Source organism: Rhodobacter sp. CZR27 (assembly GCF_002407205.1).
In the GTDB taxonomy this organism is placed as follows: domain Bacteria; phylum Pseudomonadota; class Alphaproteobacteria; order Rhodobacterales; family Rhodobacteraceae; genus Cereibacter_A.
Genome location: NZ_CP023548.1, coordinates 2517176 through 2530763, shown reverse-complemented (window position 1 = coordinate 2530763; position 13588 = coordinate 2517176). Strand labels below are relative to the sequence as shown.

Annotated in this window: 17 protein-coding genes; 5 read left to right on the top strand and 12 right to left on the bottom strand. The window is 69.1% G+C overall.

The features are described from left to right. Positions 1-44: 44 nt before the first annotated feature. The gene (locus CK951_RS12330) at positions 45-1016 is read left to right on the top strand and encodes an XdhC family protein (protein ID WP_096786432.1); all 972 of its coding nucleotides are present in this window, start codon (positions 45-47) and stop codon (positions 1014-1016) included. Continuing rightward, positions 1016-2020, top strand: a complete 1005-nt coding sequence (locus CK951_RS12325) for a molybdopterin-binding protein (RefSeq protein ID WP_096786431.1) — start codon at positions 1016-1018, stop codon at positions 2018-2020. Before CK951_RS12330 ends, CK951_RS12325 begins: the two co-directional genes overlap by 1 nt. 111 nt (positions 2021-2131) lie before the next feature. On the opposite strand, the gene infC is transcribed toward CK951_RS12325, so the two are convergent. Beyond that, positions 2132-2677 carry a translation initiation factor IF-3 gene (gene infC / locus CK951_RS12320; RefSeq protein WP_096786430.1) on the bottom strand — a complete coding sequence of 182 codons (546 nt, stop codon included), beginning with the start codon at positions 2675-2677 and terminating at the stop codon, positions 2132-2134. 166 nt (positions 2678-2843) lie between these two features. On the opposite strand from infC, the gene CK951_RS12315 reads away from it, so the two are divergent. Then, the gene (locus tag CK951_RS12315; protein ID WP_096786429.1) at positions 2844-3455 is read left to right on the top strand and encodes a hypothetical protein; all 612 of its coding nucleotides are present in this window, start codon (positions 2844-2846) and stop codon (positions 3453-3455) included. 142 nt (positions 3456-3597) lie between these two features. Here CK951_RS12315 and CK951_RS12310 read toward each other — a convergent pair whose 3' ends face one another. The 6 genes from CK951_RS12310 to cobA all read right to left on the bottom strand — a co-directional run bounded on the left by CK951_RS12310 (position 3598) and on the right by cobA (position 8377). Beyond that, positions 3598-4404 carry a ferredoxin--NADP reductase gene (locus tag CK951_RS12310; protein WP_096786428.1) on the bottom strand — a complete coding sequence of 269 codons (807 nt, stop codon included), beginning with the start codon at positions 4402-4404 and terminating at the stop codon, positions 3598-3600. A 62-nt stretch (positions 4405-4466) separates the two neighbouring features. After that, complete coding sequence (locus CK951_RS12305) at positions 4467-4874, bottom strand: DUF934 domain-containing protein (protein ID WP_096786427.1); 408 nt, start codon at positions 4872-4874, stop codon at positions 4467-4469. Further along, entirely contained in the window at positions 4871-5626 is a 756-nt protein-coding gene (locus tag CK951_RS12300) for a phosphoadenylyl-sulfate reductase (RefSeq protein WP_096786426.1), read from the bottom strand. Before CK951_RS12300 ends, CK951_RS12305 begins: the two co-directional genes overlap by 4 nt. Beyond that, positions 5616-7286 (bottom strand): nitrite/sulfite reductase, encoded by a 1671-nt coding sequence (locus CK951_RS12295; protein WP_096786425.1) that lies wholly within the window; start codon positions 7284-7286, stop codon positions 5616-5618. Before CK951_RS12295 ends, CK951_RS12300 begins: the two co-directional genes overlap by 11 nt. Before the next feature lie 24 nt (positions 7287-7310). Continuing rightward, positions 7311-7616 (bottom strand): DUF2849 domain-containing protein, encoded by a 306-nt coding sequence (locus CK951_RS12290; protein WP_096786424.1) that lies wholly within the window; start codon positions 7614-7616, stop codon positions 7311-7313. Continuing rightward, positions 7613-8377, bottom strand: coding sequence for a uroporphyrinogen-III C-methyltransferase (cobA, locus tag CK951_RS12285; RefSeq protein ID WP_096786423.1), 765 nt, complete (start codon positions 8375-8377; stop codon positions 7613-7615). The genes CK951_RS12290 and cobA overlap by 4 nt, the downstream gene beginning before the upstream one ends. A 142-nt stretch (positions 8378-8519) precedes the next feature. Here cobA and CK951_RS12280 point away from each other — a divergent pair, with 142 nt between their 5' ends. Then, positions 8520-8981, top strand: a complete 462-nt coding sequence (locus CK951_RS12280) for an Lrp/AsnC family transcriptional regulator (protein WP_096786422.1) — start codon at positions 8520-8522, stop codon at positions 8979-8981. A 10-nt stretch (positions 8982-8991) separates the two neighbouring features. Here the strand turns inward: CK951_RS12280 and CK951_RS12275 are convergent, their stop codons facing one another. The 5 genes from CK951_RS12275 to ssb form a co-directional block, all read right to left on the bottom strand. Next, positions 8992-10167 carry a cytochrome P450 gene (locus tag CK951_RS12275; RefSeq protein ID WP_096786421.1) on the bottom strand — a complete coding sequence of 392 codons (1176 nt, stop codon included), beginning with the start codon at positions 10165-10167 and terminating at the stop codon, positions 8992-8994. A gap of 177 nt (positions 10168-10344) precedes the next feature. Then, the gene (gene tpiA / locus CK951_RS12270; RefSeq protein ID WP_096786420.1) at positions 10345-11082 is read right to left on the bottom strand and encodes a triose-phosphate isomerase; all 738 of its coding nucleotides are present in this window, start codon (positions 11080-11082) and stop codon (positions 10345-10347) included. A gap of 63 nt (positions 11083-11145) precedes the next feature. After that, complete coding sequence (locus CK951_RS12265; protein ID WP_096786419.1) at positions 11146-11502, bottom strand: iron-sulfur cluster assembly accessory protein; 357 nt, start codon at positions 11500-11502, stop codon at positions 11146-11148. Between the two features lie 55 nt (positions 11503-11557). Next, positions 11558-11920 carry an SUF system Fe-S cluster assembly protein gene (locus CK951_RS12260; RefSeq protein ID WP_096786418.1) on the bottom strand — a complete coding sequence of 121 codons (363 nt, stop codon included), beginning with the start codon at positions 11918-11920 and terminating at the stop codon, positions 11558-11560. Between the two features lie 303 nt (positions 11921-12223). Next, positions 12224-12739: a single-stranded DNA-binding protein gene (gene ssb, locus CK951_RS12255; protein ID WP_096786417.1), complete on the bottom strand. Its 516-nt coding sequence runs from the start codon at positions 12737-12739 to the stop codon at positions 12224-12226. A gap of 205 nt (positions 12740-12944) precedes the next feature. Here ssb and CK951_RS12250 point away from each other — a divergent pair, with 205 nt between their 5' ends. Then, the gene (locus CK951_RS12250; protein ID WP_096786416.1) at positions 12945-13559 is read left to right on the top strand and encodes a lytic transglycosylase domain-containing protein; all 615 of its coding nucleotides are present in this window, start codon (positions 12945-12947) and stop codon (positions 13557-13559) included. The last annotated feature ends 29 nt before the right edge of the window (positions 13560-13588 follow it).

Below are 13588 nucleotides of genomic sequence, written 5' to 3'. Positions count from 1 at the left end.
GCCCCCGGCGCATGATCCCCCGGCGCGGCGCAGGGAGGACCATCGTGACCGGCCATGACAGCATCCCCGAGATCGCCCTCGGCTGGCATCGCGCCGGCCGGGGGGCCGTCCTTGCCACGGTGGTCGAGACATGGGGCTCGGCCCCCCGCCCGGCCGGAAGCCAGCTTGCGGTGTCCGGCGACGGCGAGATCATGGGGTCGGTCTCGGGCGGCTGCGTCGAGGGGGCTGTGATGGCCGAGGCGGCCGAGGCGCTGCAGGACGGCCGGTCGCGTCTTCTGACCTTCGGCGTGTCGGATGACCAGGCGTTTGCGGTGGGTCTGGCCTGCGGCGGCACCATCCGCGTGATGGTGGAGCCGGTCGGCGCCGCCCTTTCCGAGGCGATGCTGGCCGATCTGGTGGACACCCGTGCCGCGCGCCGCCCGACGGCGCTGATGGTGCGGACCGACACGTGGCAGCACCGTCTTGCCGGCCCGGAGGAGCCCGCCGTGGCGGCCCGGCTGCGGGCGGACCGGTCTGGGCTGGAGGAGGACGGCTGGTTTGTCGGCGTGCACAACCCGCCCCTGCGGCTGATCGTGGTCGGCGCGGTGCACATCGCGCAGCCGCTGCTGGCGATGGCGCGGATCGCGGGCTACGAGCCGACCCTGATCGACCCGCGCAGCGCCTTCGGCTCGGCCGCGCGGTTTCCGGGCGAGACGATCCTCGACGACTGGCCCGACGAGGCGATGGCGCGCCTCGCGCCTGATGCGCGGACGGCGGTGGTCACCCTGACCCATGACCCGAAGCTCGATGATCCGGCGATCCTTGCCACCTTCGCCACGAAGGCCTTTTACCTCGGCTGCCTCGGCTCTCCCCGCACGCATGCCAAGCGGCTAGACCGCCTGCGCGCCGCGGGGGTCGCCGAGGACCAGATCGCCCGGATCCATGCGCCGGTCGGCCTCGACATCGGCGCGAAAAGCCCTGCCGAGATCGCGATTGCCATCCTCGCCCAGATCACCGACCGGCTGAGGCGCGGCTGATGCGCTTCGGACCCGTTCCGCTGGCCGAGGCCGAGGGCGCGATCCTCGCCCATTCGCTCGTCCTTCCCGGGGGGCGGCTGCGCAAGGGGCTGGTGCTGGACCCGGCGACGCTGGCGCGACTGGCCGCCGCGGGCGTGGCCGAGGTCATCGTGGCGCGGCCTGATCCCGCCGACGTGGCCGAGGACGAGGCGGCGGCGCGCCTCGCCCGGGCGCTGGTTCCGGACGGGGCGGCCGCCGGCCTCAGCTGCTCGGCTGCCTTCACCGGCCGGGTGAACCTCAATGCAGCCGCTCCGGGCCTCGTCGCGCTGGAGGCGGACCGGATCCATGCGCTGAACCGGATCGATCCCGCCATCACCCTGGCCACGCTCGCGCCCCTCACGCGGGTGGAGCCGGGCATGCTGGTCGGCACGGTCAAGATCATCTCCTATGCCGTCGACGGCAGGTCGCTGGCGGCGGCCGAGGATGCGGCGCGCGCGGCCATCCGCATCCTTCCCGTCCTGCGCAGGACCGCGGGGCTTCTGCTGACCGAGGTGCCGGGACAGGAGGAGAAGCTGACCGCCAAGGGCCGCCGCTCGGTCGAGGGCCGGCTGGCGGCTCTGGGCATGGCGCTCGCCGGCTGCGAGGTGACGGCGCACGAGCCCGCCGCCATGGCCGGCGCGCTGGACCGGCTGCCGGGCGAGATGCTGCTGATCCTGACGGGCTCCGCCACCTCGGATCTGCACGACACCGCGCCCGAGGCGCTGCGCCGCGCCGGCGGGACCGTCGCGCGGTTCGGCATGCCGGTGGACCCGGGCAACCTGCTGTTTCATGGCATGCTGGGCGCGCGCCCGGTGATCGGCCTGCCGGGCTGCGCCCGCTCGCCCGCGCTCAACGGGGCGGATTGGGTGCTGGAACGTCTGGCCTGCGGCCTGCCGCTCACCGATGCCGACATCGCCGCGATGGGGGTGGGTGGCCTGCTGAAGGAGATCCCGACCCGGCCGCAGCCGCGCGAGCGGCGCTTCTGAGAGATCCGCGGGATGATCGCGGCGATCCCGCGGGTTCAAAACGGACGCGCGGTCCCCAGACGAAAAAGGGAGCCTCGCGGGCTCCCCTCTGATCCGCGCGGGCGGCGGGCGTCACTTCGGCCCGATCATCATCACCATCTGCCGGCCTTCCAGCTTCGGCATGGACTCCACCTTGCCGGCCTCGGCCTCGGCGACCTGGGCCGCCACGCGGTTGAGAAGTTCCAGGCCAAGCTCCTGGTGGGCCATCTCGCGGCCGCGGAACCGCAGGGTGACCTTCACCTTGTCGCCTTCGCTCAGGAACTTCAGCACCGAGCGCATCTTCACGTCGAAGTCATGGGTATCGGTCCCGGGACGGAACTTGATCTCCTTGATCTCGATGATGTGCTGCTTCTTGCGGGCCTCGGCCTCGCGCTTCTGCTGCTCGTACTTGAACTTGCCGAAGTCCATGATCTTGCAGACCGGCGGTTCCGCGTTCGGCGAGATCTCCACGAGGTCGAGCCCGGCCTCTTCCGCCATCATCATGGCGCGCGACGGCGTGACGATGCCGATGTTCTCGCCGCCAGCCCCGATCAGTCGGATCTCGGGGCAGCGGATGCGCTCGTTCACGCGGGGGCCCGTGTCGCGTTGCGGCGGGGCGTTGTGAGGTCTGCGGGCTATGGTGGCGTTCCTTGTGTCGTTGGCAAATGTGGGCGCAAAGTAGTGTTTGTGGCGTCACCTTTCAACCGGATTCGGGGCGCGCACAAGTCGCCGGTCCACGGAACGCCCTGCGACATGGCGGCGTTTCCTCCCGCAGAACAGGCGCCTTCCGCCTGAGGGAGAGGACATGGGCAGGATCGTCATCATCGTCGGACTCGCACTGCTGCTGGTGGCGGGTCTCGGCTGGTATCGCTTCGGCTTCCTTCCGGGGGAGGAGGCGACCGAGGCCGCGCGCTCGGCCGAAGGCGAGGCCGAAGCCGCCGCCGAGGAGGCGCGGCGGGCCGCGGCCGCGGCCGGGACCGAGGCGTCCGAAGCGGCGCGCGCGACCGAGGATGCCGCCGCTGCCGCCGCCGCCGATGCCGCCGCCGCCGCGGATGCCGCCACCGAGGCTGCATCCGACGCCGCGGCCGCCGCTGCCGCCGCTGCCGCCGAGGCGGGCCGTGTCGCGACGGGTGCGGCCTCCGAGGCCGCCGACTCGGCCCTTGCGGCCGCGCGCGAGGCGGCCGCCGCGGCCACCCTGGCCGCACGCGACGCGGCGCAGGCGGCCGGGGAGTTGCTGCCCGAGGATCTTCTCAGGGTGGAAACCTTCGACCGCGCGCGGGTCGACGCGATGATCGACGGCTCAAGCCTCGACGAGGCGACGCGCCAGCGGCTGAAGGATACGCTGGACGCGGCCGCCGCGACGCCGGAACTGCTCGGCCCGGCGCTGGAAACGGTGCGCACCGCGCTCGGGATCTGACGGGCATGGCCGCCGTGGGTGGGGGACGTGGCGCGCTGCCGGTCCTCGGGCGTCGCATTTCGCGCCCCAAGTGCTTGGGAGCCTGCAAAGCGAAAGCGCCGCGCGGAGGGACCGCGCGGCGCTTCTGCAGGATCGGGCGGTCTCAGATGCCGTCGCCGACGAAGGCTTTCTCCACCACGTATTCCAGCGGCTCGGAGTTGGCACCCTCGCGCAGGCCGAAGCTCTCCAGCACGTTCTTCACGTCGATGTTGAACTGGAGCGAGCCGCAGACCATGGCGCGGTCCTCGGCCGTGTTCATCTGCGGGATGCCGAGGTCGGAGAACACCTTGCCCGAGGTCAGGTTGTCGGTGATCCGGCCCATCCGGTCCGACGCCTCGCGCGTCGTCGTGGGATAGTAGAGCAGCTTGTCGCCCACCATCTCGCCGATCAGCGGGTCATCCTTCAGGCTCTCGACCAGCTGACGGCCGTATTCGAGTTCCGACTTCTCGCGGCAGGTGTGCATCATGATGACCTGCTCGTAGCGCTCATAGGTTTCCGGGTCGCGCATCAGCGAGGCGAAGGGCGCGATGCCCGTGCCGGTGGCCAGGAACCAGATCCGCTTGCCGGGCAGCAGCGCGTCAAGCACCAGCGTGCCCACCGGCTTCGGGCGCAGGATGATCTGGTCGCCCGGCTGGATGTGCTGGAGGCGCGAGGTCAGCGGCCCGTCCGGCACCTTGATCGAGTAGAACTCCAGCTCCTCGTCCCAGTTCGGCGAGGCAATGGAATAGGCGCGCATGATCGGCTTGCCGCGCTCGTCGAGAAGCCCGATCATCACGAACTCGCCCGAACGGAAGCGCAGCGACTGCGGCCGCGTCACGCGGAAGGAAAACAGGCGGTCCGTCCAATGCTGCACCGAGGTGACGGTCTGCGCATCGGGCATGGTCTTCACAATGGCGGCGTTCTGGTTCATGGCACGGTCCCCTTGGTCCGCTCTTTCAGTAAATCTTCGCACCCTGCGAAGAAAGGCCGGAATCAGCCCTTAAGCTGCGACTGATAGTCATGGTTTTGCCAGCCGGCCCGGAACAGCCACTGATCCTCGGGCTGGCGGGCGGCCAGATCGTCGGGGATCTCGACCTCGTCGAAGCCCACCCGCCGCGCCATGGCATACTGGTCCGCAAGAAGCGGGCCGGCTGCGCGCAGGCGGCCGGCATAGCCCATGCGGCGCAGCCGGCGCGCCAGGGTGAAGCCGCGCCCGTCGCCGAAGGCGGGGAAGGCGATGCGGATGAGGCGCAGCCCGGCAAGCCGGTTGCCCAGCCTTGCGGGGTCATCGGTATTGGCGAGGTCGGCGGCCTCATGGCGATCCTCGAGCGCGTCGAGCGGCGCGATCTCGGCCGTCCAGTCGTCGGCGCGGAAGCCCTCGTCGGTGACGATGACGCTCATGCCGCGTCCTCCTTGTTCACGGGACCGCGGACGGCCTTGCCGTTGATGAAATGGATGCCGCATTCCGTCTTGGCGCTGCCGCGCCAGCGTCCCGCGCGCGGGTCCTCGCCCTCGGCCACCGGCGAGGTGCAGGGTTCGCAGCCGATCGACGGATAGCCCTTGGCGACCAGCGGGTGCCGCGGCAGGTTGTTGTTGACGATGTACTCTTCCAGATCCTCGCGGCCCCAGTGTGCCAGCGGATTCACCTTGATCCGCCGCTCGTCCTCGGCCTCGAAGAACTCGACGGCAGCCCGCGTCCCGCTCTGATAACGCTTGCGGCCGGTGATCCAGCCGTCGAAATGCCGGAGCGCCCGCTCCAGCGGCTCGACCTTGCGGACCGCGCAGCAGGCATCGGTGTTGTACTGGTTCAGCGTGCCGTCCGGATCCTCGAACGAGATCCGCGGCTGGGTGGCGCGGATCGTGCGGATGTCGCCCAGGTGAAGCGTATCGGCCAGCTGGCGCTGATAGTCGAGCGTCTCCTGGAAGAGCATCCGCGTGTCGATGAAGATCACCGGCGTCTCGGGCGCGATGACCGAGACGAGGTGCAACAGCACCACCGATTCCGCCCCGAAGGAGGAGACGAGGGCCACCCGGCCCAGGTCCGCATCCTTCAGCGCATGTTCGAGAACCGCCGTCGCACCGTGGTGCTTGTAGCGGGCGTTGAGCGCGGCGACCCGGTCGGTCACCGAGCCCTGGGGAACCTCACGCAGCATCCTTCGTGCCTTCCGCATCATAGAGAGCGGCCTTGAACGGTCCGTGCCCGACCCGCCGCAGCGTCTCGAGGAAGGTTTCCGCAGGCTCGCTTCGCACTTCGAGGTAGGCACGCACGATCCGCTCGATCGCGGGCACGATCTCGTCATAGGCAAAGCCCGGGCCGGTCTTCTCGCCGATCGCCGCCGTCTCGGTGTGGTCACCGCCCAGCGTGATCTGGTAGTTCTCCACCCCGGCGCGGTCGAGGCCGAGGATGCCGATGTGCCCGACATGGTGGTGGCCGCAGGCGTTGATGCAGCCCGAGATCTTCAGCTTCAGCGGGCCGATCTCATGCTCCAGCTTCAGGTCCTCGAAGCGGGTCGCGATCTCCTGCGCCACCGGGATCGAGCGGGCGGTGGCCAGCGCGCAATAGTCCATCCCCGGGCAGGCGATGATGTCGGAAATCAGGCCGACGTTCGCCGTTGCAAGGCCGGCGCGCGACAGCGCGGCATGGATCGCCGGCAGGTCCGACTTGTGGACATGCGGCAGGATCACGTTCTGCTCGTGGCTGATGCGGATCTCGTCATGGCCATGGGTCTCGGCCAGATCCGCGATCAGGCGCATCTGCTCGGCCGTCGCATCGCCCGGGGTCGCGCCATGCGCCTTCAGGCTGATCGTCACGATGGCATACCCCTCGGCGCGGTGCGGCGCGAGGTTGGTATCGGCCCAGGCGCGGAACACCGGGTCGGCCTTGTAGAACGCGTCGAAGGCGTCGGTGGGCGCCACGCGGAAGGCGGGGGGCGCGAAGGCCCGCTCGATCTCGGCCAGAAGAGCCTGGTCGGTGCCGGCGAATTCGGCGCGCGTTTCCTCGAAGCGCTCCTCGACCAGCCGGGCGATCTCGTCGCGCCCTGTCTCGTGGACAAGGATCTTGATCCGCGCCTTGAACTTGTTGTCGCGCCGGCCAAGCTCGTTGTAGATGCTCAGGATCGCCTCGACGTAAGGAAGAAGGTCCGCCTTCGGCAGGAACTCCCGCACGACATGGCCGATCATCGGCGTCCGGCCAAGACCGCCGCCCACGATCACCTCGAAGCCGGGCTCGCCCGCCTCGTTGCGGACCATGCGCAGGCCGATGTCATGCGCCTTCGTCACCGCCCGGTCGTTCGGCGAGCCGGTGATGGCGATCTTGAACTTGCGCGGCAGGAACTGGAACTCCGGATGGTCGGTCGACCACTGGCGGAGCAGCTCGGCCACCGGGCGCGGATCCTCGATCTCGTCGGCGGCGGCGCCGGCGAAATGGTCCGCGGTCACGTTGCGGACGCAGTTGCCCGAAGTCTGGATGGCGTGCATCTCGACATCGGCCAGCGCCGAGAGGATCTCGGGCACGTCCTGCAGTTTCGGCCAGTTGAACTGGATGTTCTGCCGCGTGGTGAAGTGGCCGTAGCCCTTGTCCCAGCGCTCGGCGATCATGGCAAGCTGGCGCATCTTGCGGCTGTCGAGCGTGCCGTAGGGGATCGCCACGCGCAGCATGTAGGCGTGTAGCTGCAGGTAAAGGCCGTTCATCAGGCGGAGCGGGCGGAACTCGTCCTCGGTCAGCGAGCCGTCGATGCGGCGCGCGACCTGCTGGCTGAACTGCGCGACACGGGTGCGCACGAAGGCTTCGTCGAAGTCGTTGTAGCGATACATGGCTGCCTCTTCGGAATGACGGCGTCAGCGCGCCGCCACCTCCTGCTTGCCGTGACGGTAGTTCGAGGGGCCGCGCGTGCGGAACACCTCGCGAAAGTGGATCGGTTCGGGCCCGTTGGCGCCCGGGCGCGCATCCGCCAGATAGGCGCCGACCACCACGCCCTTCTGCGCGGTGGCGAAGATCAGGCGCAGCTGGCCGTGCGCCTCGTCCTCGATCAGCTCGGCCTCGTGATGGTGGCGGGTCCAGCGGTCGTCGGCGGTCAGGTAAACCACGTCGCCTTCCAGCAGCGCGTTTGCGGTGACGACCTTCGGGATGAACGGGCGGCTCATGCGGTGGCTTCCTTCAGCAGGGGCAGGGCCGCCGCGGCGCGGCGAGGCGCAAGCCCGTAAAGCACGATAGCCGGGCCGGTGAGTCCGGCAACGGCATCGGCGAGGGTGACGAGCGTGGCCGCAACAATCCGCTCATCGGCGCGGCTGGCGTTCTCGACCACGGTGACGGGGGTCTCGGGGCTGGCGCCGTGCATCATCAGGCGGCCCTGGATGAAGCGGGCGGATTTCTTGCCCATGTAGATCGCGGCCACTTCGCCCGCGCGGGCAAGGCCGCGCCAGTCCTGCTCGGCAAAGCCCGCCATGTCATGGCCGGTGACGATCCGCAGGGCGGCGTTGCGGCCCCGCTTCGTCAGGCTCTGCCCGATGGTCGCCGCGGCTGCGGCGGCGGTGGTCAGCCCCGGCACGATGCGCCATGGGATGCCGGCCACGTCCAGCGCCTCGATCTCCTCGTCCAGCCGGCCGAAGATGCCGCTGTCGCCCGATTTCAGCCGGATCACGCGCTTGCCGGCGCCAGCATGGCCCACGATCATCGCGTTGATCGCCGACTGCGGGGTGGAGGGGCCGAAGCCTTCCTTGCCCGCCTCGATACGGGTGGCCGAGGGCGGGATCAGCTCGAGGATCTCGGGCCCGACCAGCCGGTCGTGGATAACGACCTCGGCCTGCGTCAGCGCCCGGCAGGCGCCCATGGTCAGATGATCGATCGAGCCGGGGCCGGCGCCGACGAAGACAACCTGTCCGAGGGCTTTGCGCGCGTCAGTCATTCCTGTCATCCACTGCTGAGGTTTCGTCCCGCAATGTAGGACAATTTCCCCGTCTTTCGCCATAGCCCCTTGCAGATAAGGAAGAATGTTCCCTATGGTGCGCCGGGTGGAACGGGGTTCCGCTGAAGGGGGAGTTGCGCGGATGGCGGTCCGGCTGGACGAGATGGACAGGAAAATCCTTGCCGAACTGCAGGAGGATGCCAGCCAGTCGCTGGACGAGATCGCCCGCAAGGTCGGCTCGTCGAAGACGCCGGTCTGGAATCGCATCCGCCGGATGCGCGAGGCCGGCGTGATCCTGAAGCAGACGGCGCTGCTCGACGCCGAGGCGCTGGGGCTCGAGGCCTGCTTCTTCGTGCTGATCCGCACCTCGGAACACGAGGCCGAATGGCAGCGCAAGTTCCTGAAGGCGCTGCGCGAACGGCCCGAGGTGCTCGAGGCGCACCGGCTGGCTGGCGACATCGACTACATCCTCAAGGTGCGCGTGGCCAATGCGCGGGCCTATGACACCTTCTATCAGGCGCTGATATCGGAGGTGCGTATCTACAATGTGACGGCGCTGCTCTCCATGGAGGAGATCAAGGCCACCACCACACTGCCGGTCTGAATGCCGGGCCTCAGCGCGAGACGGGCAGCGCCTCCAGTCCGCGGAAATGCCAGGTGTTGGCATAGCGCAGCCGGCCGGACAGCCGCAGGCCGGGCAGGCGGCGGAACAGGATCGGCAGCGCGGTGACCAGTTCCAGCCGCGCGAGCGGCGCGCCGAGGCAGAAGTGGATGCCCGCACCGAAGGCCATGTGCGGCTTTTCCGGCCGGTTCCAGAGGAAGCGGTCGGGCTTTTCCCAGGGCCCCGGGTCGCGATTGGCCGCGGCGAGGAGCAGCGCCACCTCGGTCCCGCGCCGGAAGGTGTGGCCCATCACCTCGGCATCCTCATAGGCGGTGCGCCGGAACAGGTGCAGCGGAGGGTCGAAGCGCAGCAGTTCCTCGATCGTGCGGACGACGTTGGGTGGCGCCAGCGCCTCGAGAGGGGCCTGCTGAATCAGTAGCGTCGCCACCGCATTGCCGATGGCGTGGACCGCCGCTTCGTGGCCCGCGTTCAGAATCAGGATGCAGGTCGCGATGATCTCGTCGGTGGACAGTTGCTGGCCATCGGCCTCGGCGGCGATCAGGTGGCTCAGCAGGTCATCGGCCGGCCGGCTCCGGCGGGCGTCGATGTAGAGCCGCAGGAACTCGGCGAAGACCGCGGCGGCGGCGGCGGCGCGCTCCTCGGTTGCGCGGGTGCGCCCGGCCTGGTACATGGCGACCATGGCCGAGGACCAGCGCAGCACCTCGGGGGCCAGCGCCTCGGGAATGCCGATCAGGCGCGAGATCAGCGTGATCGGCAGGCGCTGGCAGAAGGTCGGCAGCAGGTCGAACGTGCCTTCGGGCAGGTCATCGATCAGGCGATCCGCCAACGCCGCGATCTCCGGCTGCATCGAGCCGATCCGGCGCGAGGTGAAGGCGCGCAGCACGAGGTTGCGCAGCCGCGTGTGGCGTGGCGGCTCCAGCTCCAGCATGGAATGCGCCTCGATCTCGTAGAACGGGACGAGGTGGTCGGGGACCGGAGCGGGGGCCAGCGGCTCGCGGCCGAAGCGGCGATCGCGCAGGATGGCGTTCACCGCCGCATGCGAGGCTGTGCAGACCAGTCCCGGCTCCTCCCAGAAGAAGAACGGGCCGCCCGCCCGCGCCTGCCGGTAGAACCGGTAGGGATTGCGGACGAAGTGGCGATCCACGGGAGACTGGGACAGGCGTTGCATGGGCGCAGGCGGGCTGTGGGTCAAGCGGCGTCCCCCGGATCCGACGCGGGACGGCGCCCGGTCCCACGATGGCCGCGGCGCGCCGTCCTGTCCAGTTCGCGCCGCCCGGACCCAGCGCTTTCCGGGGCGACGCAGGCAGCAGATCCCCGCGCGGCGGTTCTCCCACGCCTCGGGGCGTCAGGCCCCGGACAGGGCCGCGACGATGGGGCCGAAGTCGGCGGATTTCAGGCTTGCCCCGCCCACCAGCGCCCCATCCACATTCGCCACTGCGAAGATCTCGGCCGCGTTCGAGGGCTTGACCGAACCGCCGTAGAGCAGCCGGAAACCGGCAGCATCCGCGAAGCGGTCCGCGAGCCGCGCCCGCAGGAAGGCGTGGACTTCGGCGATCTCGGCCGTGGTGGGGGTGCGCCCGGTGCCGATGGCCCACACAGGCTCATAGGCGATGACGGTATTGCCGGCGGTGGCGCCATCCGGCACCGACCCGGAAAGCTGCGCGCCGATCACGTCGAGCGTGCGGCCGGCATCCCGCTGCGCCTCGGTCTCGCCCACGCAGACGATCGCGACGAGGCCCGCGGCATGGGCGGCTTCGGCCTTCATCCGCACCAGCGAGTCGCTTTCGCCATGATCGGCCCGGCGCTCGGAATGGCCGAGGATGACATGGCTTGCCCCGGCATCGACCAGCATTGCGGCCGAGATGTCGCCGGTATGGGGGCCCGAGACCTTGGGGTGGCAGTCCTGCCCGCCCACCATCAGGTCCGAGGTGGCATGAGCGGCCATGCGGGCGATCAGCGTCGCGGGCGGGCAGATCAGGACCTCGCATTTCGGTGCGGGATGCGCCGCCATGAGCGCGTCGATCTCGGCCAGGTCGGCCTCGGTCCCGTTCATCTTCCAGTTGCCCGCGGCGAGCTTGCGCATGTCGATCCCCTGTCCTTTTCGGTCGGGGAACTTGTTACGTGATCCGCGCGGGCTGGGGAAGCCTCAGGCGTCCGCCTCGCGGAAGCGAATCGACTCGCCGCAGCCGCAGGCATCGACCACGTTCGGGTTGCGGAACTTGAAGCCCGACTCGACGAGGCTGGTCTGATAGTCGATCTCGGTGCCGAACAGGAACATCTGCGCCATGGGCGCGATCATCACCCGCGCCCCGTCCTGCTCCACCGTCTCGTCCATCGGATCGATCTGCGACACGTAGTCCATGGTGTATTCCATGCCGGCGCAGCCGCCCTTCTTCACGCCGATGCGAAGCCCCTTGGAGCCCTGCTTCTGCATGAGTCGCGCGATCTGCCGCGCGGCGGCGGGGGTGAGGGTGACGGCCTGCTTGCCCGGAATGGAGAACATGGATTCCTCTCGCTCTAGCAGCGGATATGGGGGGCGGAGGAGCGCCGCTCAAGCCTCACATGAAGCCGAGTTCGAGCCGCGCCTCGTCGGACATCATGTCCATGCCCCAGGGCGGATCGAAGGTCATCCCGACATTGACCGACTTCACGCCGGGCACGGGTTCGACGGCATCCGCGACCCAGAGCGGCATCTCGCCCGCCACGGGGCAGCCGGGTGCGGTCAGCGTCATCAGGATCTCGACGTCGTTCTCGGGCGAGATGTCGATCGTGTAGATCAGCCCCAGGTCGAAGATGTTGACCGGGATCTCCGGGTCGAAGACCGTCCGGCAGGCTTCCACGATGCTCTCGTAGAGCGGGTGGTCGGTGCTCGACGGCTTGATGAGGGGGGCGCCCTCGATCATGTCCTGCTGGTGGCTCATGAGACTCTCGCGCGTTTTGTTGACTGATTATATAGGGAATGCGGAGGCTCAGGTCCAGTGCGATCGGTTCCAGCCTTCGACCGGTTGTCGACAGGGCGCTGGCAACGCCGGCGGGCAGGTTTCGCCCGCCCGGGCGGTGCCTGAAGGCCATGATGATCCTCGCTTTTCGCAAGGGGGCAAGGTGAGCAGGCCGGAACCGGTTGTGCACCGGCGGGATGGTCCTCCCCCGGATGCGGAAAGCCCTTCACCGCGCGGGCGGTGAAGGGCTTCTTCGTTCGCAGTCCTCGCTCGGCGGCCCGCGCCTCAGAACGGGATCTCGTCATCCAGATCCGAGCGGCGTCCCCCGGTCGGGGCTCCCGACGAGGCGCCTCCGCGGGCGCTTCCGCCGCCATAGCTGTCGTAGCTGTCATAGCCGCCGCGATCCTCGTAGCCGCCGCCCGCGCCGCCGCCGCTGCCCGCACCCTCGCCGCGACCGCCGAGCATGGTCAGCGAGCTGCGGAACGGCCGAAGCACGATCTCGGTCGAGTAGCGGTCCTGCCCCGACTGGTCCTGCCACTTCCGGGTTTCCAGCTGCCCCTCGATATAGACGGTCGAGCCCTTGCGCAGATACTGCTCGGCCACGCGGGCGAGGTTCTCGTCGAAGATTGCGACCGAGTGCCATTCGGTGCGTTCCTTGCGCTCTCCGCTGGCCTTGTCGCGCCACTGTTCCGAGGTGGCGATGCGCAGGTTCACCACCTTGCCGCCGTTCTGGAAGCTCCGCACCTCGGGGTCGCGCCCGAGGTTGCCGATGATGATGACCTTGTTGACCGAGCCCGCCATGCTTCCTCCGATTCCTTGCGTTCCGGGCAGTCTGGCCCGGCGTGGTTAAGCAAATGCCTATACCGGCCGGGCCGGACCCGCAACGCCGGAGCCCCGCGAGAGGCGTCGGCGGGGGCGGGTTGCAGCCCGAGGTTGTGTTCAAATGTGTGGCGAAGCGCGCGCAAATCCGTATAGTTCCCGACCGGGACAGATGAAGGTTGATTTGATGCGACGATTGATCGGTGCATTGGGCGCGGCGGTCGTGGGTCTCGGTCTGGCCGCCACCCCGGCCGAGGTTTCTGCCGAGGGAACGAAGCTGTCACGGTCGACGATGAACCGCGCCGGCGTGTTCAAGTCGCAGGCAAAACTGCTCGATGGACGGCTTTCGCAGCAATATTCGGGCTCCGTCCGGCTGAGGCCGAAGGTCGAGGCGATCCCGGCGGCGCTGCCCTCGGCGCGCTACTCGGGCCGCTACAAGGGCGAATATCTCGAGGTGGCCAAGGCCGCGGCGCGCCAGCACGGGGTGCCCGAGCAGCTGTTCCTGCGGCTGGTGCAGCAGGAATCAGGCTGGAACCCGGGTGCGGTCTCGGTCAAGGGGGCGACGGGCCTTGCCCAGCTGATGCCCGGAACGGCGCAATTCCTGCGCGTGAACATCAATGATCCGAAGCAGAACCTCGAAGGCGGGGCGCGCTACCTGAAGATGATGTTCACCAAGTTCGGCACCTGGCAGCTGGCGCTTGCCGCCTACAATGCCGGTCCGCTGGCGGTCGAGAAGCATTCCGGCATCCCGCCCTATGCCGAGACCCAGAACTACGTGAAGGCGATCTGGGGCAACGGCTGAGCGGCGCGCCATCGCGTCATCGGGGGCCT

Bases quoted from the DNA above. Each gene is read 5' to 3' on its own strand.
- CK951_RS12260 (WP_096786418.1), bottom strand. From the start codon at position 11,920: ATGAGCCACCAGCAGGACATGATCGAGGGCGCCCCCCTCATCAAGCCG.
- CK951_RS12265 (WP_096786419.1), bottom strand. From the start codon at position 11,502: ATGTTCTCCATTCCGGGCAAGCAGGCCGTCACCCTCACCCCCGCCGCC.
- cobA (WP_096786423.1), bottom strand. From the start codon at position 8,377: ATGACTGACGCGCGCAAAGCCCTCGGACAGGTTGTCTTCGTCGGCGCC.
- ssb (WP_096786417.1), bottom strand. From the start codon at position 12,739: ATGGCGGGCTCGGTCAACAAGGTCATCATCATCGGCAACCTCGGGCGC.
- CK951_RS12275 (WP_096786421.1), bottom strand. From the start codon at position 10,167: ATGCAACGCCTGTCCCAGTCTCCCGTGGATCGCCACTTCGTCCGCAAT.
- CK951_RS12325 (WP_096786431.1), top strand. From the start codon at position 1,016: ATGCGCTTCGGACCCGTTCCGCTGGCCGAGGCCGAGGGCGCGATCCTC.
- CK951_RS12310 (WP_096786428.1), bottom strand. From the start codon at position 4,404: ATGAACCAGAACGCCGCCATTGTGAAGACCATGCCCGATGCGCAGACC.
- CK951_RS12295 (WP_096786425.1), bottom strand. From the start codon at position 7,286: ATGTATCGCTACAACGACTTCGACGAAGCCTTCGTGCGCACCCGTGTC.
- CK951_RS12290 (WP_096786424.1), bottom strand. From the start codon at position 7,616: ATGAGCCGCCCGTTCATCCCGAAGGTCGTCACCGCAAACGCGCTGCTG.
- CK951_RS12280 (WP_096786422.1), top strand. From the start codon at position 8,520: ATGGCGGTCCGGCTGGACGAGATGGACAGGAAAATCCTTGCCGAACTG.
- tpiA (WP_096786420.1), bottom strand. From the start codon at position 11,082: ATGCGCAAGCTCGCCGCGGGCAACTGGAAGATGAACGGGACCGAGGCC.
- CK951_RS12315 (WP_096786429.1), top strand. From the start codon at position 2,844: ATGGGCAGGATCGTCATCATCGTCGGACTCGCACTGCTGCTGGTGGCG.
- CK951_RS12305 (WP_096786427.1), bottom strand. From the start codon at position 4,874: ATGAGCGTCATCGTCACCGACGAGGGCTTCCGCGCCGACGACTGGACG.
- CK951_RS12300 (WP_096786426.1), bottom strand. From the start codon at position 5,626: ATGCTGCGTGAGGTTCCCCAGGGCTCGGTGACCGACCGGGTCGCCGCG.
- CK951_RS12250 (WP_096786416.1), top strand. From the start codon at position 12,945: ATGCGACGATTGATCGGTGCATTGGGCGCGGCGGTCGTGGGTCTCGGT.